The sequence below is a fragment of the Novosphingobium sp. FG137 genome (genome assembly GCF_057809735.1).
Genome location: NZ_JBMDKN010000005.1, coordinates 126,380 through 145,748, shown reverse-complemented (window position 1 = coordinate 145,748; position 19,369 = coordinate 126,380). Strand labels below are relative to the sequence as shown.

The window sequence follows — 19,369 nt, the reverse complement described above, 5'->3', positions numbered from 1 at the left end:
TCCTCTCTGCCCCTGATCCTCTCTGCCAAGGATGTGCCCGCCATGACCGCAGTGCAGAAGTTCGCCACCGATGGCATCGCCCCGCCCGAACGGCTCGCGTTCTGGAACGCGCTGGTCGACCGAGTGTACAGCGGCACTTACGTGAAAAGCGCGAGCGAGGATTTCACCGGCGAGATGTGGACCTGGCAGGTCGGCGATCTTGCGATGATCCGCCCCCGCTCGACCGCCTCGTTCGTTGGCCGCGATCCGCGCTACACGCCTGAGGAACGGCTGATCCTCCACCTGCAGTGCCGGGGATCCAGCAGCCACCGCCAGAGCGGCACCGAGACCATGCTGGGTGCGGGCGATTTCGTGATCGCCTCGCCGCACGAGGCTTATGCGATCGATCTCGCCGCGCACGAATTGCTGGTCGTCGAGTTCCCGCGCGCGCCGCTTGCCGAACGTTTCCCCGGCCTTGACGATGCATTGCGCCAGCGCATGAGCGGGGGCAGCCCGGGTGCGCGCGTATTTCACGATTTCCTGCTGTCGCTCTGGCGGCAGAGCCAGCAGGGTTTCGCCGATCCGGATTGGCAGGAGGGCGTCAGCCAGGTCTTCTATGATCTCGTTGCGCTGGCGATGCGCGGGGCGACCAAGCCCGATGCCGCAGCTCCTTCGGCAGACAGCGCGCTGCGCCGCCGCGTGCTGGGGATTGTCGAGGCTCAGCTGGCCGACCCGGCGCTGCGCACGCTCAGCCTCGCCGCCGCTTGCGGCGCATCCGTCCGCACCATCCAGAACCTGTTCGCCAGCATGGGCACGACCCCCAGCGCCTATATCCTCGATCGCCGCCTTGCACGCGCCGCCGAGCGGCTCGGCGCCGCGCCCGATGCCAGCATCACTGAAGTCGCCTTCGAACTGGGTTTCAACGACAGCGCCTACTTCGCCCGTGCGTTTCGGCAGCGCTTTGGCGTTTCACCACGTGAATGGCGGCGCAAATAGGTGCCGGAAACAGTACGACCTTGCGCTCCAGTCCTGATCAGCTTGCGCTCCAGTCCAAGCCGATAGGTCCGAAGCGGCGTATGAATTCGAATGCGCATGTCCGGCCGCCAGGGGGCGAAGCGGGCAGTGACATTTTGATAGGGAGAGCAACATGAGACGAACAACGGTATCACTTGCCGTGCTCGCAGCCGTGCTGGCCGGTCCGGCTTTCGCGCAGAGTGCACCGCAGGCCCAGGCTGAGGCCGCCCCTGAAGGCGGCATCGCGGAAATCGTCGTGACCGCGCAGAAGCGTGCGGAAAACGTTCAGGACGTGCCGATCGCGATTTCCGCCTTCACCGCTGATACGCTGCAGGAACGCTCGGTGACGAGCGTCGCGGCGCTTTCGAACATCGCGCCTAACGTCACGCTCGATGCCGGTACGCCGTTCTCGGGTTCGACGGCTGTGCTTTCGGCCTATATCCGCGGCATCGGCGCCAATGACTTCGCCTTCAACATCGATCCGGGCGTCGGCATCTATCTCGACGGCGTCTATCTCGCCCGCTCGGTCGGCGCGAACCAGGACCTGCCCGATGTCGAGCGTATCGAAGTGCTCAAGGGACCGCAGGGCACGCTTTTCGGCCGCAACACCATCGGCGGCGCGATCTCGATCGTCACACACGATCCGGGCAAGGAATTCCGCTTCAAGGGCGATGTCACCGTCGGCCGCTTCAGCCTCGTGCAGACGCGCGGCACGGTTGACCTGCCGATCACGGACGGCCTCGGCGCCTCGGTGAGCTTCTCGACCAAGAACCGCACCGGCTACCTCAAGCGCATCGCCTATCCGGGCGCGGGCAACTACGCCTCGACCAACATCCAGAACTACAAGGCTGCGGGCTTCAACAACATCGGGCTCGGCACCGAAGGCGGCGACGGCAACTGGAACCTGCGCGGCAAGCTGAAGTTCGACAGGGGTCCGTTCACCGCCACGCTGTCGGCAGACTACACCAACGTCGACCAGAGCCAGATCGCCAACACGCTGATCACGACGACCCCCGCGGTCTTCGCCGGCACCTACAACTGCGCGATCATCGCCTCGAGCACCGATTGCGGCGGCGGCCCGCCCGCGTTCGCCTACATCGGCGGCATCGGCGGCCTCAATTCGATCTTCGACAATCCCAGCGTCTACGGCGTGAATGTCGATGCGGATCCGCGCAACAACCGTTTGCCCTATGACAACCGCTTCGTGACCGGCAACATCGACACGAGCTACGCCAACGGCAACAACTACTCGAAGCTGAAGTCCTACGGCGGCTCGCTCACGATGGCCTACGATCTGAGCGATTCGCTCACGATCAAGTCGATCACCGGTTACCGCGAGCTGCACTGGAACGTGGGCACCGATCTTGACGGGTCGCCGCTCAACTTCCTCCACACCAGCTTCACCACCGAGCAGTGGCAGTTCAGCCAGGAGCTGCAGCTCCTCGGCAATGCCATGGACAAGAAGCTGAACTACGTGCTGGGCGCCTACTACTTCAAGGAAGCGGGCAACCTGCATGACTACGTGACCTTCGCCGAAGGCCTGCTGCAGGTCGATGGACCCAACGATCTGGCGACCAAGAACTACGCTTTCTTCGGTCAGGTCGATTACAAGTTCAGCGACATGTTCGGCATCACTGTGGGCGGCCGTTACACGCACGAAGACAAGACCTTCGAGGGCTTCCAGTCGGACGCCAACGGCCTGACCTACAAGATCCTGAACTTCCTTGCCGGGATCGACGCCGGCCCGCCGGCCTGCGCGAACATCAACCCGATCAGCGATGCTTGCCGCATCGCCGCAGGGTTCCCGAATGCCGGACAGCCGCTGCGCTACTACATTGCGGGAACGCAGCAGAAGAAGTTCAACAACTTCGCGCCGAAGGTGGGCGTGCAGTTCCATCCCAACGACGACGTGATGGTCTATGCCAGCTGGTCGAAGGGCTACAAGACCGGTGGCTGGACCACCCGCTTGTCCAACCCGCTGCCCTATGCTCCGGGCTTCGGCGAGGAAAAGGCCACGACCTATGAACTGGGCGTCAAGTCGACCCTGATCGACCGCCGCTTGCAGGTGAACGCGGCGGTCTTCCAGACCGACTACAAGGGCATCCAGCTGAACTTCCAGCAGGGCGTCTCGCCGACCATCCAGAACGCGGGCGATGCCAAGATCAAGGGCTTCGAGGTCGAAGTGACCGCGGCGCCGGTCGATGGCTTCACCATCAACGCGTCGATCGGCCATCTCGATGCCAAGTACACCTCGGTTCTGGCGCCGGCGCAGGTTGCGGCCAACCCGTTCCAGGCCGGTGTGTTCCCGGGCGCCGATCTGCCCAAGACGCCGAAGTGGAAGTTCAACATCAGCCCGCGCTACGAAGCGGCGTTCAAGAACGGCGGCAAGCTGATCTTCATCGCCGACTACACGCACTCCTCGTCGCTGTGGAACGACACCGAGCGCGCGTATCTGCTGCAGCGTCCGGGCACGGACATCCTCAACGGCTCGGTTACCTACAAGGAGCCGGGCGATCACTGGGACCTCACGGTGGGCGGGACCAACCTGACCGATACACGCTATCTGGTGACCGGGCAGGCGCAGATCGCGGGTGGTCAGATCTACGGCACCTACAGCCGTCCGCGCGAATGGTACGTCAAGCTCGGTCTCAAGTTCTGAGGCATACAAAACAGGGGGCGGGCGCCGTATGCGCCCGCCCTTCTCACCTAGGGAGAGTCAAACGTGCCTGAAACCGCCCACTCCGAGTTTTGGAAAGGCATCAAGCCGGTCGACAAGGTGTTCCGCGAAGGCAGCCTTCCCGAAGTTTATCTGTCGAAGATCGCCGAGGGCGATGAGCGCTACTGGGTGCCGATCAGCGAGACGGTGAGCTCCAAGCCCGTCTGGATCAGCCCTAGCAAGAACATGTGGGCCGATGTGCTCATGTCGAAATCGGCGGGGCTGGTGAACCGGCACTATCACCCGCACCCGATCTGGGCCTACACGATCAGCGGCAAGTGGGCCTATCTCGAGCACGAGTGGACCGCGACTGCGGGCGACTTCGTCTACGAGACCCCGGGCGAGAGCCACACGCTGGTCTGCTACGAGCACGAGGACCCGATGAAAGTCTTCTTCGTCGTCTCCGGTCCGCTGATGTGGCTGGATGATGATGGCAACACCACCGGGCACTTCGATGTATTTGACTACATCAAGAACGCGCGCGAGCATTATGACCGGGTCGGCATCGGTGCCGACTATGTCGATACGCTGATCCGCTGAAGGAGCGCTTCCCAATGAATGCCATGACTGCACCGCCTTCATCCAAGAAGGCCATCGTCGATGTCGGCTTCGCGCACAAAGAGCTGGTTGCGCGCCTGAGCCCGGGCGGGCGCTACATCGACGCCCAGACCGACGTCGACAGCCCCTGGGTTCCCTTCGGCGACAACGCCGCAATCAAGCACCTTGCCTTCGACGTGCGGCAGGGCATCTTCTCGAACATCCTCTGGGTGAAGAGCCCCGGAACGATCGGCACGCACCTTCATCGCGGCACGATCGTGATGGTCTGCCTCGAAGGCAGCGTGCGCTATCTGGAGTATGATTGGGTCGCCTCGCCCGGCGGGCTGATCCTCGAAGTCCCCGGTGAAAGCCACACCCTCGTCACCGAGCATCCCGAAGGCGTGAAGCTGTTCGGGTGGATGCAGGGGCCGATCGACTTTTTCGACGAGAACGGCGGCTACGTCGATACCTCGGACGTCTGGTGGTTCATCAACCACTACGAGACCTACTGCCGGGAAAACGACATTCCCATCAACCCCAAGCTCTACCTCTGAGGGATCGCCCGATGGCCACCATGACTGCCCCGCCGTCCGGGGCCTACAAGATCGTCGATGTGCCCGAGCTTTACGGTGCGCTGATCAAGTCCAAGGGCGTCGAAGGCACTTACGTCGGCGCCTCGGAAGCCGAAAGCCCGTGGATTCCCTTCGGCGATAACGCCGCGATCCGGCACCTCGCTTTTGACGTGCGTGATAACGTCTACGTCAACATCCTGTGGATCAAGGGCCCCGGGGTGATCGGCACACACAAGCACCGCGGCCGGGTCTGGGCGATCGGGCTTGAAGGCTCGTTCCGCTACCTCGAGTACGACTGGGTGTGCAAGCCGGGCGAGTTCATCACCGAAACCCCCGGCACCGCGCACACGCTCGTCACCGATGATCCGAACGGCATGAAGGCCCTGTTCCACATGCAGGGCGCCAACGAGTTCTTCGACGAGCACGGCAACCACGTCGAGACGCTCGATGTCTGGTGGTTCATGAACCACTACGAGACCTACTGCCGGGAAAACAACATCCCGATCAACAAGCAGCTCTATCTCTGAGGGAGCGGCTGACATGAGCGACGCTGGGGTCCCCAAACTCGGTGCGGAGCCGGTCGGCACGTATCTGCGCAACACGTGGTACGTGGCGGGCTGGGCCACGGATTTGGGCGCGGCGCCCCAGCAGCGCGTCTTCCTTGAAGAACCGGTTGCGCTGTTTCGCGATGGGGAGGGCAAGGCGAACGCCGTAACGGGGCGTTGCCCGCACCGGTTTGCGCCGTTGGGGCAGGGCAAGGTGGTGGAAGGCGCGCTCATGTGCCCCTATCACGGCCTTCGTTTCGATGGCAGCGGCGCCTGCGTCCACAATCCGCATCCCGGCGGGCAGCTGCCGGAAAGCAAGCTTCAGGTCTATCCGCTCGTGGAGCGCCACGCGCTGCTGTGGATCTGGATGGGTGAGGCGGACAAGGCGGACCCCGCACTGATCCCTGATTTCAGCTGGCTCTCCGATCCAAAGTGGGAAGCCGTTCGCGGAGCAACCGTGGCGGAAGGGCACTACGAACTCTACAGCGACAATATCCTCGACCTGAGCCACGCCAACTTTGTCCATCCCGCGCTGGTGGCCGCAGCCTTCACCGAGGGGACCCGCAAGTTCTGGCAGGACGGCGAGACGGTCCACGCGGAATACATCCGTCTCGATGACTACCTCTCCGAGGGCATCGGCGGGATGCTGGGGCGCGTTGGGGTCAAGCAGGATTTCTATGGCTGGGTCGTCTGGCACGCCCCCGCTGTGCTCTATTTCGATTTTCGCGCCGGACCTCCGGGCACGCCGCGCGAGGACTGCACGCTGTTGCCCTCGCTGCACGCATTCACCCCCGAAACGCCTGACACCACGCACTACTTCTGGGCGACCGCACGCGATTTCGCGCTGGGCGACGCGGAGTTCACTGCCGGTATGCGCGGTGCGCTCGAATTCGCGTTCGAGCAGGAGGACATGCCGCTGATCCGCGACAGCCACCGCCTGATGCGCGGCACCGATTTCTGGGATCTGCGCCCGCTCATCCTGAACGGCGATGGCGGCGGGGTGCGCGCGCGCCGCATGTTGCAACGCCTGATAGACCGGGAACGACAACCGCAAGCCGCCGAATAGGGCCGCTGCGGAAGGAGAGGATACAACGACAATGGCAATTCTGGACCGTTTCGACATCAAGGGCCGCTCCGCGCTTGTCACGGGCGCGGCGTCGGGCATCGGCCTCGCCTATGCCGAGGCGATGGCGGAAGCGGGTGCCATGGTCACGATCACGGATATCGACGGCGAAGGCGCCGAGCGGGAAGCCGCCCGCCTGCGTGAGGCTGGATACGAAGCCCGCGCGGACCGCCTCGATGTGTCGGATTTCGATGCGGTCACCGCCGCGTTCGATGCCCATGCCAAGGCCTATGGCGGGCTCGACATCGCCTTCGCCAATGCCGGGATCGATACGGGTGCCGGTTTCTGGAACCCCGCCGGGCACCGCAATCCCGATGGCCAGGTCGATACGTACGACCCGAAGCGCTGGGACAAGTCGATCTCGGTCAACCTTTCGGGCGTGTTCTACACCGTTAGCAATGCCGTTCGGGTGATGAAGCAAGCTGGCCGCGCCAATGGCCGCAGCGGCGGCTCGATCATCTGCACCGCCTCCAACGCCGGGCTCGTCACCGAACCCATCGTCGGCCTGCCCTACATGCCCGCCAAGGCGGGCGTACTGCACATGGTGCGCGCGTTGGGGCTGGAACTTGCCGAGTTCCGCATCCGCATCAATGCCATCGCGCCGGGGCCGTTCGTGACGAACATCGGCGGGGGCTGGCTCAAGAAGGACCCTGTCGCGCGCAAGGCGTGGGATGCCATCGTGCCGCTGGGCGCGGTTGCGGAAACCGAACAGCTCAAGCCGTTGGCCTTGCTGCTCGCCTCCGATGCCTCGGACTATATGACCGGGAGCCACGTCGTGATCGATGGCGGCATGATGCTGGGGAAATTCCAGTGAAGCGGGTGCTGGTCCTCGTGGCGGGCCTTGTGCTCGCGGGAACTGCTCAGGCGGCGCAGAAGCTGGGCGAAGTGCAGGCGCAGCGGAGCCCCGAACAGGTCTACGCAGCAGTCTGCGGTTATTGCCACGGCAAGAACGTCGGCCCGGTGATCCGGGGCAGGGGCCTGCCCGCGGAAACGGTCGAATACATGGTCCGCCACGGTCAGAACGCGATGCCCGCCTTCCGCCCCACCGAAGTGACGCCCGCCGAGCTCAAGGTACTGGCCGCCTGGGTCCAGACCAGCGCCGCAGACCCCAAGGAGCACGGCCAATGACCGTCAATCTCGATCGCCGCAGCCTGCTCGGTGCAGGCGCGGCCTCCGCCGCCGCTGTTGGCCTTGGCACCGGCGCCAAGGCGAAGGCGGTCCTCGCGCCCGGCGTGAAGAAGGCCGATTTCAAGGGCGCAGTTGCCGCCATGCGCAAGGTCGTCGGCGATGATTGGGTCTTCGCCGATCCCGATGCCGTTGCGCCGTGGAAGAAGTCCTACACGCCCGATCCCTTCGGCAAGCATGTCCCTGTCGGCGCGGTTTGCCCGGAAAACGTCGAGCAGGTGCAGGCCATCGTCAAGATCGCCAACCAGTTCCGCCAGCCGATCTGGCCGGTCTCCACCGGCAAGAACATGGGCTACGGCATGACGACCACGGCCATGCCGGGGCAGATGATTATCGATCTCAAGCGCATGAACCGGATCATCGATGTTGATCCTGTGTTGTGCACCGCGCTCGTGGAGCCCGGCGTAACCTACCGCCAGCTCAAGGACTATCTGGTCGAGAACAACCTTCCGCTGTGGATCGACGTACCCACGGTTGGCCCCATCGCCAGTCCGGTCGGCAACACGCTCGATCGCGGCGTGGGGTATACGCCTTATGGCGAGCATTTCATGGTCCAGTGCGGCATGGAAGTCGTCCTCGCGGATGGCGAGATCTTGCGCACCGGGATGGGCTCGACGAAGAACCCGTCCGCATGGCAGGCGTTCAAATGGGGCTACGGGCCCTATCTCGATGGCCTGTTCACCCAATCGAACTTCGGCATCGTGACGAAGATGGGCATGTGGCTGATGCCCGCGCCGCCGGTCTACAAGCCCTTTGTCATTCGCCACAAGAAGATGGAGGACGTCGCCCGCATTGTCGAGGCGATGCGCCCGCTGCGCATTGCCAACATCGTGCCCAACGTGGTGCTGATGATGGGCGGTGCCTATCAGCTGGCCATGTTCAAGCGGCGCGGCGAAGTGTGGGACGGCGCCGGCCCGATCACCGACGAGGCCGTTTCCAAGGCTGCCACGGCCAACAACCTCGGCATGTGGAACACCTATATCGCGCTATACGGCACGGAAGGAATGATCGCCGAAAGCGAGAAGATCATCCGCGCCGCCTTCGCCGCCATCGACGGCGAAGTGCTGACCGAGGCCGAAATGGCGGACAACCCGTGGTTTCACCACCACGCTACCCTGATGCAGGGCGGCCTCAATCTCGATGAAATCGGCCTCGCGCGCTGGCGTGGCAATGGTGGCGGCCTTGCGTGGTTCGCGCCGGTTGCACCAGCCAAAGGCAGCGAAACGCAGGGACAGGTCGCGCTTGCCAAGCAAATCCTGGGCAAGCACGGCTTCGACTATACCGCCGCCTTTGCCATCGGCAGCCGCGAACTCCACCACATCATCGCGCTGCTTTACGACAAGTCTGACCCCGCCGAAGAGAAGCGCGCGGACGATTGCTACCGCGAACTCGTCATCGGCTTCGGCGAAAAGGGCTGGGCGAGCTACCGCACCGGCGTTCATGCCATGGACCTTGTTGCGCAGCAGTTCGGCACCGTGAACCGCGCGTTCAATGCCAAGCTCAAGCATGCGCTCGATCCAAACCACATCCTCGCCCCCGGCAAATCAGGGATCGCATGATGATCAGGAAAACGCTTCTGGCGCTCGCCGCCGTGTTGCTCTCCACCACCGCGCATGCGCAGGAAAAGCCGCTCACGGTTGAAACCCTGCGCACAAGTGGCGGCTCGCTCTTTGCCAATATCGCGCTGATCAAGGGTGAGAAGGATGCGGTGCTGGTCGATGCGCCGTTCACCCGCGCGGATGCTCACCGCGTCGTCGCCATGGTGCTCGATAGCGGCAAGCACCTCACCACGATCTTCATCACGCATGATCACCCCGATCACTTCTTCGCGATGGAAGTGCTGCAGGATGCGTTCCCGGACGCGAAGATCGTCGCGCACCCGGTGGTGGCCGCAGACATCTGGCGCTCGCTGCCCTTCAAGGTGAAGCGCTGGTATCCGGTCCTCGGCGTCAACGCCCCGCGCCATCCTACCGCGCCTGCAGCGCTGGAGGGTGACACGATCATGCTGGAGGGCAAGGAGCTGAAGGTCCTCGGCCCCGTGCAGGGCGACCATGTCCACGCGACGGCCCTCTGGGCACCTTCGATCAAGGCGCTGTTCGCCGGCGATCTCGTCTACAACCAGATGTACCTCTGGATGGGCGAGCATGACGCCGCTGCCATTGCCGCCTGGGGCAAGGCGAACGACAGCTTCATCGCGCTGAAGCCCGAGATCGTGGTTGCCGGGCATGACAAGCCGGGCACGCCGAACGACGCATCGGGCCTTGAATTCACCCGCCGCTATATTGCGGAGTGGCCCAAGCTGGTCGCCGCCTCGAAGGACAGCGCCGACCTCAGCGCCCGCGTGAAGAAGGCCTTCCCGGATGCGGTCGATGTGCTGGGCGATTTCCTGCTCGGCAATTCCGCGCGCGTTGCCAAGGGGGAGCAGGCCGCATGGACCGAATGACCTTCGCCGATAAGGCCGTCCTCGTCACCGGCGGCGCCACTGGAATCGGCCGCGCCGCCTGCGTTGCGCTTGCCGGCGCTGGTGCCAAGGTCATCATCGGCGATATCGATTCCCGTGCCGAAGAAACCGTGGCCATCATCAAGCAGGCGGGCGGCGAGGCATCGTTCATGCACGCCAATGTCACCGATCCCGCCGCGATGGAGGCGCTCGTGGCGGCCTGCCTCGTGCGCTACGGCCGGCTCGACGCCGCCTTCAACAACGCCGGCATCCTGCCCCCACAGCGCCCGATCCATGAAGTGACGCCGGAGGAAATGAACCTCGCCATCGACGTCGATTTCAAGGGCGTGTTTTTCGCGATGCAAGCCGAAATCCGCCATTTCCTGAAGGTGGGCGGCGGCGCCATCGTCAACACCGCCTCGGTCGGCGCGTTGATCGCGGACCCGAACATGAGCGTCTATTGCGCAATGAAACATGCGGTTTCGGGCCTGACCAAGGCAGCCGCTGTGGAATATGCGCAGCAAAACATCCGCGTGAATGCCATCGCCCCCGGCTTTGTCGTCACCCCGATGACACAGCACTGGGCGGATGACCCGAACTTCCGCGCCGCCTTCTTCGCCGGCAATGTCAGCGGCCGCGCCGCGCAGCCGGAGGAAATCGCCGGAACCGTGCTGCACCTCCTCTCGGATGCGGCCAGCTTCATCAACGGTGCCACCATCGCCATCGATGGCGGCCAGACAGCGCACTGAGGAACCACGCCCATGCGCGCCGCCGTCATGCAGGGCCTGCAAAAGCCGCTGAGCGTCGAGACCGTTCCCGATCCGGAGCCCGGCGAAGGCGAGGTCGTGGTGAAGGTCGGCCGCTGCGGCATCTGCGGCTCCGATCTGCACATGACCGAGGACCCGGCCTACGGGCAGGGCGCAGGTTCGATCCTCGGGCATGAATTCGCGGGCGAAATCGTCGAACTCGGCAAAGGCGTAGAAGGCCTTGCCAAGGGCGATCTCGTGGCGGTCAGCCCGCTCAAGAGCTGCGGCAGTTGTCCCGCCTGCCTCGCGGGCAATGTCTCATGGTGCGAAGGTTTCGGCCTGCAAGGCGGCGGCTATGCCGAATATGCCCTCACCAAGCCCAACCAGTGCGTGAAGCTGCCGAAATCCGCCAGTCTGGCCGATGGCGCAATCATCGAACCGCTCGCCGTCGCGCTCCACGGGGTTGCCATGGCGGGCATGCATATCGGCGACAAGGTGCTGATCCTCGGCGCCGGACCCATCGGCCTCGCCGCCGCCTTCTGGGCACGGCGCATGGGGGCCGGGCGCGTCGTGGTGCAGGATGTCGCCACCTGGCAGCAGGACCGAGCGCTGGCCATGGGCGCGCACGATTTCGTCGCGGATCGCACCGATCCGATCGGCGCAGCGGAGCGTGCGCTGGGCGGCAAGGCCGATGTTGTATTCGAATGCGTCGGCGTTCCCGGCCTCATCGCACAAGCCGTCGAGCAAGTCCGCGCGCGTGGGACCATCGTGTTGCTGGGGCTCTGCACCGTGCCCGATACCTTCAACAGTTTCGCCATGCTCTCGAAGGAAGTGCGCCTTGTCACCTCGGCCTTCTTCACCACGCACGAGTACCAGGCCGCACTCGATGCGCTGGACCGGGGCGCTGCTGAACCGCGCCTCCTTGTCACCGAAACCATCCCGCTGGCCAGCACCCCCACCGTGTTCGAGGCGCTGCGCCGCCGCACGCAGCAGTGCAAGGTGCTGATCGCGCCGGGAACATGACCAGACCTAAAAGGAGAGGCCGATGAACATCGCGACGACCCTGCCAACGAACGCCATCGAGCGCGCTGTATTCGAATGCATGGACCCAACCGAGGCGCTCTTTGGCGCAACCTCGAACCCGCTGCACAAGGCCATACTGCTCAATTTCTGGCGCCACGTGCATCTCGAAGGGGCCGGCCTCTATGACGATATCACCGCCAGCGACATGATGGTCGATCACCCGGTCTACCGCGTCACCTGGGGCGCGAACCCGGCAGTGATCGAAGGCAAGGAAGGCGTGAAGGGCTTCTACAACAGCGTCGGGCAGGCGGTCCTGTGGCATTCCGACGACCGCCTCGCGGTGAACGACTGGGGCATCTGTGACGAGATCACCTTCCACCAGCTTGCGCGCGGCGCGGACTTGCAGGCGATGGGCTATGATGCGCCCAAGGCCGATGCGCTCTACCATGTCTCCAGCCGACAGGCGTTCATCTGGCCCTATGACGACAAGGCTCGCCTTGCCGGGGAGCACCTCTACGAGGACCCGACCAGCATCCGGCTCGAGGAAGTTCCCGCCGAACAAGCGACCACCCCAGCTGCAATCCAGGCAATCCACAAGGCCAAGCTCGCCGAGCTCGAAGCACGCTTCGGCCCGCGCTACTGGGTCTATCAGGGCTGAGCGGAGGCCCCATGCGCAGCTTCCATGACAAGCGGGCCTTTGTCACCGGCGGTGCCAGCGGCATCGGGTTCGGGATCGTCAAGGCACTGGCAGAGCGCGGCGCCTTCGTCGTCATTGCAGACCTGCGGCCCGATCACATCGACCGCGCGCTGGTGGAAATCCGGGAAGCCGGCTTCGCCAGCAGCGTTGCTGCGCTGACGCTTGACGTCACCGACCGCGCCGCCATTGCCGCCGTCGCTGAACGCATGGATATCGAACTCGGCGGCATCGACATTCTCGTCAACAATGCCGGTGTCGGCGTCGAAGGGCCTTTGCTCGAAGCGGGCTATGCCGATTGGGACTATGGCCTCGGCGTCAATCTCGGCGGTGTGGTCAATGGCCTGCAGAGCTTCCTGCCGCGCATGATCGCGCACGGGCGGGGCGGGCATGTGGTGAACGTGTCCTCACTCGCCGCTGCGGTCCGCATGCCGTCGAACTTTGCGATCTATGCTGCGGGCAAGGCGGCGGTGCTCAATCTAACGGAAAACATGCGCGAGGAACTTGCCGACAAGGGCATCGGCATGTCGGTGCTGTGCCCCGCCTTCGTACGCTCGAATATCTATGAGGCTGCGCTCAACCGCCCGGCGCATTTGCGCGAGGGCAGCGGCTTTAGGCAAAGCGAGGCCAGCCTGCTGGAACGCCCGCCCGGCAATGACTGGATGGACCCCGCCACCGTGGGCGAGATCGTCGCCGACGGCATTCTCGCCAATCGGCTCTATATCGTCACCCATGGCGAATTCCGCGACAAGATGCGCGAACGGAACGAGGCGTTGATGGACGCCGTGCCTGAGGCGGCGTTTCAGTATTAGGCCCAGTATTGGGCCCAGTGTTAGGCTTGATCCTCGCGCACGCGCAGCATCGCAAGCGCTGCGGCCGCCATCACCACCGCGCCGACCAACATGGTCCACTTGGGGTCGGTCGGGAAGAAGCTGCGGATCACTCCGCCCATGATCGTCGCGACCATCAGCTGCGGAACGACGATGAAGATGTTGAACACGCCAATATAGATGCCGAACTTGTGCGGCGGCAGCACGCGCGTGAGGATCACGTAGGGCATCGCCAGGATCGAGGCCCAGGCAATGCCGACGAACACCATCGGCAGCAGCAGCAGCCATGCGTCGCGCAGCACGAGCAGCAGCAGAAAGCCCACTCCGCCGCCAAGCAGGCACAGCGCATGCGTGGGCGCATTCCCGATCCGCTTCGCAAGCACCGGCAGCAGGAACGCCGCGAGCGCGGCGACGCCGTTGTAGAATGCGAACATCACGCCCACCCAGTCTGCGCCCGCGTTATAGGCCGCGCCTGTCGTGTCAGTCGCCCCGAAGGCGTTCCGGGTGACGACCGGGGTCGTGTAGATGAACAGGATGAACAGCGCGGTCCAGGTGAAGAACTGCGCCACCGCCAGCTGGCGCATCTGCGCGGGCATCTGCGCAAGGTCACTCATGATTTCTGCCAGTGCGCCTCTGGCTTTGGTGGCGCGCAGCACGATCTGCGCAAGGCCGAAGAGAGCGAGGCCGCCGCCCAGCACATAGAGCTGCTTGTCGAGCCCCATTTCGTTCACGATCGCCAGCAGACCGGCACCGATCAGCAGCCACATCGGCCCGCGCGGCGAATAGACCAGCGGCTGCCCATGCTGCGCGGCAATGGCATGATCGCTGTTGAACGCCGCCATTTCCTCGGGACTGTATTCGCGCACACGCAAGGCCGTCCACGCCACCGCCAGCACCATCGCCGCCGCGCCAATCATGAAGCTCAGCCGTACCGAATCCGGCACCACGCCCTCTGGCGCAGTATTGGCGATCCCGAGATGCGCGAAGACTGCCGGCAGCAGGCTGCCGATCACTGCACCCGCGCCGATAAACCAGGTCTGCAGCGCAAAACCCTGTGCGCGCTGGTCATCGGGCGTCATGTCGCCCACAAAGGCGCGGAAGGGTTCCATTGCAATATTGAGCGATGCGTCGAGCAGCCAGAGGAACCCGGCGGCCACCAGCAGCACGCCTGCTTGCGGCAAGCCCAGCAGCGCCAGCGCCGCAAGCACCGCGCCTGCCACGAAGTAGGGCCGCCGCCGTCCGAAACGCCCCCATGTGCGGTCAGAATAATGCCCGATCAGGGGCTGCACGATCAGGCCTGTCACCGGCCCCGCGATCCACAGGAACGCAAGATCGTCGACACTGCTGCCGAGCGACTGGAAAATGCGGCTGACATTGGCGTTCTGCAGCCCGAACGCGAGCTGGATGCCGAAAAAGCCGAAGCTCACATTCCACAGTCCCCAGAAGGACTGCTTCGGTTTCTGACGAGTTGTCACGCCGTTCGGCTCCCCCATGCGCCCGCATAGCGGATGCATCTGCTTTGTTATCTCTGCCTGATCCCTAGGCCAGCGCAGCGCCCTCGGCAGCAATGCATACGAATGTCATCCATATGCCTGCATGATTATTCCGCTCTGGACTACCCGCCGGTGCTGCCGCGCACCACGAGCCGGGTGGGCAGGAAGGGCGAGGGCGGGGGCTTGTCCTCGACTTGCGCCATGACCGTCTCGACCAACGCGACGCCAGCGTGGCGCATGTCCTGCATCACCGTCGTCAAAGGCGGGGAAGTGAGGCTGGCTGCCGGGATATCGTCGAAGCCCACCACCGCAACATCGCCGGGGACGCTGAGCCCCGCCTCGGCCAGCGCGCGCATCGCGCCGATAGCAATGAGGTCACTTGCGGCGAAGATCGCGTCGAAGGGCTTGCCGTTCCTCAAGAGCTTGCGCGCCGCCTGATAGCCCAGTTCCTCGGAGGAAACGGCCGGGGCAACGAGGTCGGGATCATGAGTCAGGCCCGCGGTTTCCACCGCGCGGACAAGCCCTTCATAGCGGTTCTTGAACTCGGGATAGTGGCTGTCTGCCTGCCCCAGAAACGCGATCTTGCGCCGGCCGCGCGCGAGCAGATGCTCGCCCGCGAGGCGCCCGGCGCCGAAATTGTCCGAGCCGACCGTCGCGCCGAGCGCATCTGGCTCCACGGCGCCCCAGCGCACGAAATGCGCGCCGCTACGCACGAGCTGGCGTAGCCGGCTTTCGTAAAGCGTGTAATCGCCATAGCCGAGCAGGATCAGCCCATCGGCCCGGTGGCTGTCCTGATAGCGTTTGTGCCAATCATCATCGAGCCGCTGGAACGAGATCAGCAGATCGAGCCCGCGCGCCGCGCAATGCCGCGTAATCGACCCCAACATGGCGAGAAAGAACGGATTGATGCCGGATTCGTCCGGCGTCGGATCCTCGAAAAACAGCAGCGCCAGCGTGTTGGAGCGCTGCGAGCGGAGCGAGGAGGCGTTCTTGTCGACCGTGTAGCCAAGCTGGCGCGCAATCGCCTCGATCTTCTGGCGCGTGGCGAGGCTGACCGACTTGCTGCCCCGCAGCGCCCGGCTCACCGTCGGCTGCGAGACCCCCGCCAGATAGGCGATGTCGAAACTGGTCGGCTTGTTGGAAGGCCTGCGGCCCATCGCGTGCAACCTCCTCCGCACCGCCGCGGTTTTCCCCCGCATGGTCGGCAAGGCTGCAGTCTACGCATGGAAATGCATGGAAGCAATTGCCCCGGAGGACTCATGGCGTTCAACGCATTGTGCAGGCGCCATGCGTGACAAATCGGCCTCACCGAAGTGCTCTAAACCCCCGGAATTCCGATGGTATACGTATGCCATATTCGTTCCTTGCCATGCCGGGCCTACCCAGCGCCTCGTACTGAACCCGGAAAAACCGCGTTCCGACAACGTCGAGGCCACGATCTGGCCGCATGGGGGAGATCTGATTTCCATGGCTAAGCACACCCTTTTTGCTATCCGTCTGGGCAGTTCGGCGATTGCGCTGACCGCTGCCGCTCTTGCTGCACCTGCCTTCGCGCAGGATGCCGCGCCGCAGGCCGCTGCCGAAGCGCCCGCCGCCGATGATGGCGCGATTGTCGTCACCGGCTACCGCGCCTCGCTCAATGCCTCGGCCTCGATCAAGCGCGGCGCGCCGACCATCGTGGAAGCGCTCTCGGCCGAAGACATCGGCAAGCTGCCCGACGTGTCGATCGCGGATTCGCTCGCTCGTCTGCCCGGCGTCACCTCGCAGCGTCTTGAAGGCCGCGATCAGCGCCTTTCGATCCGCGGCCTCGGCCCCGATTTCGGCACCACCCTGCTGAACGGCCGCGAGCAGGTCACTGTCGGTGACAACCGCGGCGTCGAGTACGACCAGTACCCGGCCGAATTCTTCAAGAACGTCGTCGTCTACAAGGCCCCGACCCCGTCGCTGGTCGCCGCCGGCATCGCCGGCACGGTCGATCTGCGCATGCTGCGCCCTCTCGCGCAGAAGGACCGCATCGTCTCGGTGCAGCTGCGCGGCCAGATGAACGGCCAGAAGAAGCTCAACCCCGATGGCAGCCGCTATGGCTACCGCGCTTCGGCAGCCTACGTCGACAAGTTCGCAAACGACACCTTCGGCATCGCCATCGGCGTCTCGGCCACCGACGCGCCCTCGCAGAACGAGCGCTACAACGCCTGGGGCTTCCCGAACGAAGGCGCAGCCGGCGGCAACCTGTTCCTTGGCGGCGCCAAGCCCTACGTCCAGTCGAACAAACTGCAGCGCTACGGCGCCGTCGCCACGCTGGAATACCAGCCGAGCGACAACTTCCACTCGACCCTCGACGTGCTCTATTCGCACTTCAAGGAAACCCAGATCCTGCGCGGCATCGAATTCCCGATCGCGCCGGCATGGGGTTCGGGCGCCACGGTGCAGCCCGGCTACACGGTCGACAACGGCCTCGTCACGCAGGCCACTGTTTCCGGCGTTCACGCCGTGCAGCGCAACGACCGCAACAAGCGTGAGGCCGACAACTTCTCGATTGGCTGGAACAACGTCATCGGTCTCAGCGACACGATGCACCTGACCGTCGACGCGTCCTACAGCACTGCCAAGCGCACCGACGATCTGCTCGAGACCTACACCGGCACCGGCTACGGCGCGACGGGTGCTTCGGACACGCTCAAGATTTCGGCCAATCCCAACGGAACGTTCGATATCGTCCCGACCCTCAACTATGCCGACAAGTCGCTGTTCGGCCTGACCGACCCGCGCGGTTGGGGCTACAACGGCACCAAGGCCGTTGTGCAGGCGGGCTTCCTCAACCGTCCGAAGTTCAAGGACGATCTGCTTTCGCTGCGGGCCGACCTCGACGGTTCGATCGAAGGCGCGGGCCCGCTCGCGGGCTGGCAGATCGGTGCGAACTTCAGCCGCCGCAAGAAGACCTCGGCGTTCACCTCGTTCTTCCTGTGCCCCAAGGGCGCCGGCAGCGACTGCTCGGTGGACAGCGGGACTCCGAAGTTTGCCGCCATTCCGGATCAGGCTGTCGTCGGCACCGTGCCGCTCGCCTACCTCGGCGTGCCGCAGATGCTCGCGCTCAATCCTGTCTACCTCCTCAACAACTCGCTGGCCTCGGTCTACGACAACCGTCCGGTCTCGCTGGTGCGCGACAACAGCGTTACCGAGAAGGTGTGGACCGGTTACGCCATGGTGAAGCTTGACGGCGACGTCGGCGGCAAGAAGCTCACCGGCTCGATCGGCGTGCAGGCGGTCTACACCGACCAGAGCTCGACCGGTTCGATCTCGAACTTCGACTCGGCCACCGGAACCGTGCTCGTCGTGCCTGCCACGGGCGGCGACAAGTTCTGGCGCGTCCTGCCGAGCGCGAACTTCTCGCTTGAAGTTGCCGATGCGACCTACGTCAAGCTGGCCGGTTCGCTCAGCATGGTTCGTCCGCGTCTCGATCAGGAGCGGGTCAACCAGGAGTTGAGCTTCAACTTCCAGAACCTTGGCTCGAGCGATCCGACCCGGCCGTTCTTCCAGTCGAACGGTGGTAACGCGCAGCTGCGTCCCTACCGTGCGGCTAACGTCGACGTCTCGGTCGAACACTACTTCCCGAAGGGCGGCTACGTGTCGCTGGCCGGCTACTACAAGAAGCTGACCGACTTCGTGAATCCGCAGCGCAACCTGCCGTTCGACTTCGCGACCGTCGCGGCCTCGCTGCCGGCAGCTATCCGCAACCAGCTCGCAACCACGGTTGGCGTTGTCTCGCAGCCGCTCAACGATGGCGGCGGCTCGCTCAAGGGCGCAGAGTTCACGCTCTCGCTGCCGTTCTCGCTGCTCACGCCTTCGCTTGACGGCTTCGGCTTCTATGGCAGCGGCTCGTACACCGACAGCACGATCCGCCTGAACAGCGATCCGACCAACCCGATCACCCTGCCGGGCCTGTCGGACTGGGTCGGCAACGCCTCGGTCTACTACGAAAAGCACGGCCTCCAGGTCCGCGCTTCGTATCGCTACCGCTCGAAGTTCCTCGCCGAGGTCGCTGGTCTTTCGGCCAACCCGACCTACCGCACGGCGAAGGCGGAAGGCATCCTCGACGCCCAGATCGGGTATGACTTCCAGCCCGGTACGGCGCTCGAAGGCCTCTCGATCCTGTTCCAGGCGCGCAACCTCACCGATCGTCCGTTCATCACCTACCAGAACAACGATCCGCGCCAGGTGATCGACTACCAGCGCTACGGCCGGGACTTCTACATCGGGCTCAGCTACAAGTTCTAATACCTATGCGGGGTTCGGGCGGATGGCTTGCTGCAAGTCCATCCGCCCGGTACCTTCCGCCCATGCCTGAAACGATGAAGAGTTGTCGCCTGGCTGCCCGGTCACCGGGCAGCCGCGACAGAACCGCCGCGCCTGCCATGTCTGTCGATGGCCGTCCGGCGCCCGATTTCACAATCCGGACCGCCCCGTCAGTCGGG

At 64.4% G+C, this 19,369-nt stretch carries 17 protein-coding genes; 15 read left to right on the top strand and 2 right to left on the bottom strand.

Annotated elements, in window-relative coordinates:
• The first annotated feature begins 42 nt into the window (after positions 1-42).
• The 14 genes from ACODS2_RS15310 to ACODS2_RS15245 all read left to right on the top strand — a co-directional run bounded on the left by ACODS2_RS15310 (position 43) and on the right by ACODS2_RS15245 (position 13,386).
• The gene (locus ACODS2_RS15310) at positions 43-975 is read left to right on the top strand and encodes a helix-turn-helix domain-containing protein (RefSeq protein ID WP_488999617.1); all 933 of its coding nucleotides are present in this window, start codon (positions 43-45) and stop codon (positions 973-975) included.
• A 151-nt stretch (positions 976-1,126) separates the two neighbouring features.
• A complete protein-coding gene (locus ACODS2_RS15305) occupies positions 1,127-3,652 on the top strand; it encodes a TonB-dependent receptor (RefSeq protein WP_488999616.1) in 2,526 nt (841 codons plus the stop codon).
• A gap of 63 nt (positions 3,653-3,715) precedes the next feature.
• Positions 3,716-4,249: a 2,4'-dihydroxyacetophenone dioxygenase family protein gene (locus ACODS2_RS15300; RefSeq protein ID WP_298172971.1), complete on the top strand. Its 534-nt coding sequence runs from the start codon at positions 3,716-3,718 to the stop codon at positions 4,247-4,249.
• A gap of 14 nt (positions 4,250-4,263) precedes the next feature.
• A complete protein-coding gene (locus ACODS2_RS15295; RefSeq protein WP_298172968.1) occupies positions 4,264-4,800 on the top strand; it encodes a 2,4'-dihydroxyacetophenone dioxygenase family protein in 537 nt (178 codons plus the stop codon).
• Positions 4,801-4,811: 11 nt separating this feature from the next.
• Positions 4,812-5,345 carry a 2,4'-dihydroxyacetophenone dioxygenase family protein gene (locus ACODS2_RS15290; RefSeq protein WP_488999615.1) on the top strand — a complete coding sequence of 178 codons (534 nt, stop codon included), beginning with the start codon at positions 4,812-4,814 and terminating at the stop codon, positions 5,343-5,345.
• A 13-nt stretch (positions 5,346-5,358) separates the two neighbouring features.
• Positions 5,359-6,429, top strand: coding sequence for a Rieske 2Fe-2S domain-containing protein (locus ACODS2_RS15285; protein ID WP_488999614.1), 1,071 nt, complete (start codon positions 5,359-5,361; stop codon positions 6,427-6,429).
• Positions 6,430-6,460: 31 nt separating this feature from the next.
• Positions 6,461-7,300: an SDR family NAD(P)-dependent oxidoreductase gene (locus tag ACODS2_RS15280; protein ID WP_298172956.1), complete on the top strand. Its 840-nt coding sequence runs from the start codon at positions 6,461-6,463 to the stop codon at positions 7,298-7,300.
• Positions 7,297-7,614: a c-type cytochrome gene (locus ACODS2_RS15275; protein WP_488999613.1), complete on the top strand. Its 318-nt coding sequence runs from the start codon at positions 7,297-7,299 to the stop codon at positions 7,612-7,614. The genes ACODS2_RS15280 and ACODS2_RS15275 overlap by 4 nt, the downstream gene beginning before the upstream one ends.
• The gene (locus ACODS2_RS15270) at positions 7,611-9,230 is read left to right on the top strand and encodes an FAD-binding oxidoreductase (protein WP_488999612.1); all 1,620 of its coding nucleotides are present in this window, start codon (positions 7,611-7,613) and stop codon (positions 9,228-9,230) included. Before ACODS2_RS15275 ends, ACODS2_RS15270 begins: the two co-directional genes overlap by 4 nt.
• The gene (locus tag ACODS2_RS15265) at positions 9,227-10,114 is read left to right on the top strand and encodes an MBL fold metallo-hydrolase (protein ID WP_488999611.1); all 888 of its coding nucleotides are present in this window, start codon (positions 9,227-9,229) and stop codon (positions 10,112-10,114) included. Before ACODS2_RS15270 ends, ACODS2_RS15265 begins: the two co-directional genes overlap by 4 nt.
• The gene (locus ACODS2_RS15260) at positions 10,102-10,860 is read left to right on the top strand and encodes an SDR family NAD(P)-dependent oxidoreductase (RefSeq protein ID WP_488999610.1); all 759 of its coding nucleotides are present in this window, start codon (positions 10,102-10,104) and stop codon (positions 10,858-10,860) included. Before ACODS2_RS15265 ends, ACODS2_RS15260 begins: the two co-directional genes overlap by 13 nt.
• Positions 10,861-10,872: 12 nt before the next feature.
• Positions 10,873-11,880, top strand: a complete 1,008-nt coding sequence (locus ACODS2_RS15255; RefSeq protein ID WP_488999609.1) for an alcohol dehydrogenase catalytic domain-containing protein — start codon at positions 10,873-10,875, stop codon at positions 11,878-11,880.
• A gap of 22 nt (positions 11,881-11,902) precedes the next feature.
• Entirely contained in the window at positions 11,903-12,538 is a 636-nt protein-coding gene (locus ACODS2_RS15250; RefSeq protein ID WP_488999608.1) for a hypothetical protein, read from the top strand.
• Between the two features lie 11 nt (positions 12,539-12,549).
• The gene (locus tag ACODS2_RS15245; protein ID WP_488999607.1) at positions 12,550-13,386 is read left to right on the top strand and encodes an SDR family NAD(P)-dependent oxidoreductase; all 837 of its coding nucleotides are present in this window, start codon (positions 12,550-12,552) and stop codon (positions 13,384-13,386) included.
• A 20-nt stretch (positions 13,387-13,406) separates the two neighbouring features.
• Here ACODS2_RS15245 and ACODS2_RS15240 read toward each other — a convergent pair whose 3' ends face one another.
• Positions 13,407-14,897, bottom strand: a complete 1,491-nt coding sequence (locus ACODS2_RS15240; RefSeq protein WP_488999606.1) for an MFS transporter — start codon at positions 14,895-14,897, stop codon at positions 13,407-13,409.
• 122 nt (positions 14,898-15,019) lie between these two features.
• Positions 15,020-16,054: a LacI family DNA-binding transcriptional regulator gene (locus ACODS2_RS15235; RefSeq protein ID WP_298172931.1), complete on the bottom strand. Its 1,035-nt coding sequence runs from the start codon at positions 16,052-16,054 to the stop codon at positions 15,020-15,022.
• A 310-nt stretch (positions 16,055-16,364) separates the two neighbouring features.
• Between ACODS2_RS15235 and ACODS2_RS15230 the strand changes: the two genes are divergently transcribed.
• Positions 16,365-19,172 (top strand): TonB-dependent receptor, encoded by a 2,808-nt coding sequence (locus ACODS2_RS15230; RefSeq protein WP_488999605.1) that lies wholly within the window; start codon positions 16,365-16,367, stop codon positions 19,170-19,172.
• The last annotated feature ends 197 nt before the right edge of the window (positions 19,173-19,369 follow it).

Coding starts and splice junctions, on each gene's coding strand:
- ACODS2_RS15310 (WP_488999617.1), top strand. CDS start 43: ATGACCGCAGTGCAGAAGTTCGCCACCGATGGCATCGCCCCGCCCGAA.
- ACODS2_RS15305 (WP_488999616.1), top strand. CDS start 1,127: ATGAGACGAACAACGGTATCACTTGCCGTGCTCGCAGCCGTGCTGGCC.
- ACODS2_RS15295 (WP_298172968.1), top strand. CDS start 4,264: ATGAATGCCATGACTGCACCGCCTTCATCCAAGAAGGCCATCGTCGAT.
- ACODS2_RS15290 (WP_488999615.1), top strand. CDS start 4,812: ATGGCCACCATGACTGCCCCGCCGTCCGGGGCCTACAAGATCGTCGAT.
- ACODS2_RS15285 (WP_488999614.1), top strand. CDS start 5,359: ATGAGCGACGCTGGGGTCCCCAAACTCGGTGCGGAGCCGGTCGGCACG.
- ACODS2_RS15280 (WP_298172956.1), top strand. CDS start 6,461: ATGGCAATTCTGGACCGTTTCGACATCAAGGGCCGCTCCGCGCTTGTC.
- ACODS2_RS15270 (WP_488999612.1), top strand. CDS start 7,611: ATGACCGTCAATCTCGATCGCCGCAGCCTGCTCGGTGCAGGCGCGGCC.
- ACODS2_RS15265 (WP_488999611.1), top strand. CDS start 9,227: ATGATGATCAGGAAAACGCTTCTGGCGCTCGCCGCCGTGTTGCTCTCC.
- ACODS2_RS15260 (WP_488999610.1), top strand. CDS start 10,102: ATGGACCGAATGACCTTCGCCGATAAGGCCGTCCTCGTCACCGGCGGC.
- ACODS2_RS15255 (WP_488999609.1), top strand. CDS start 10,873: ATGCGCGCCGCCGTCATGCAGGGCCTGCAAAAGCCGCTGAGCGTCGAG.
- ACODS2_RS15250 (WP_488999608.1), top strand. CDS start 11,903: ATGAACATCGCGACGACCCTGCCAACGAACGCCATCGAGCGCGCTGTA.
- ACODS2_RS15245 (WP_488999607.1), top strand. CDS start 12,550: ATGCGCAGCTTCCATGACAAGCGGGCCTTTGTCACCGGCGGTGCCAGC.
- ACODS2_RS15240 (WP_488999606.1), bottom strand. CDS start 14,897: ATGGGGGAGCCGAACGGCGTGACAACTCGTCAGAAACCGAAGCAGTCC.
- ACODS2_RS15235 (WP_298172931.1), bottom strand. CDS start 16,054: ATGGGCCGCAGGCCTTCCAACAAGCCGACCAGTTTCGACATCGCCTAT.
- ACODS2_RS15230 (WP_488999605.1), top strand. CDS start 16,365: ATGGCTAAGCACACCCTTTTTGCTATCCGTCTGGGCAGTTCGGCGATT.